Genomic DNA, 237 nt, shown 5'->3' on the forward strand with positions numbered 1-237 from the left:
CTCATATGTTCGCCACAGTAAAGTGCTGTTTGGTGACCGGTTACGTTACTCCATGCGCCATAAAAGTCATAGGTCATGGCAAAAATATAATCCATGTATTGGCTTGCGGCTTGGTAGTCTACAGCTTCAATTTTATCGTAACCTGCACCAATGGCTGAGGTTAACTCGTAAGTACGACCTGTTTCTGCTTCTAGTTTATCAAGCATAGCGCGTAGCTCTTGCATTAGCGCCACATAG

Annotated in this window: 1 protein-coding gene; it reads right to left on the reverse strand. The window is 44.3% G+C overall.

From position 1 onward, the window contains the following. A partial coding sequence (locus SB765_RS33665) for a glycosyl hydrolase family 18 protein (protein WP_410933041.1) occupies window positions 1-206 on the reverse strand: 206 nt, incomplete at its 3' end. Between the last annotated feature and the right edge of the window lie 31 nt (window positions 207-237).

It is taken from the genome of Pseudomonas sp. SIMBA_067, assembly GCF_046534675.1.
Lineage (GTDB): Bacteria > Pseudomonadota > Gammaproteobacteria > Pseudomonadales > Pseudomonadaceae > Aquipseudomonas > Aquipseudomonas putida.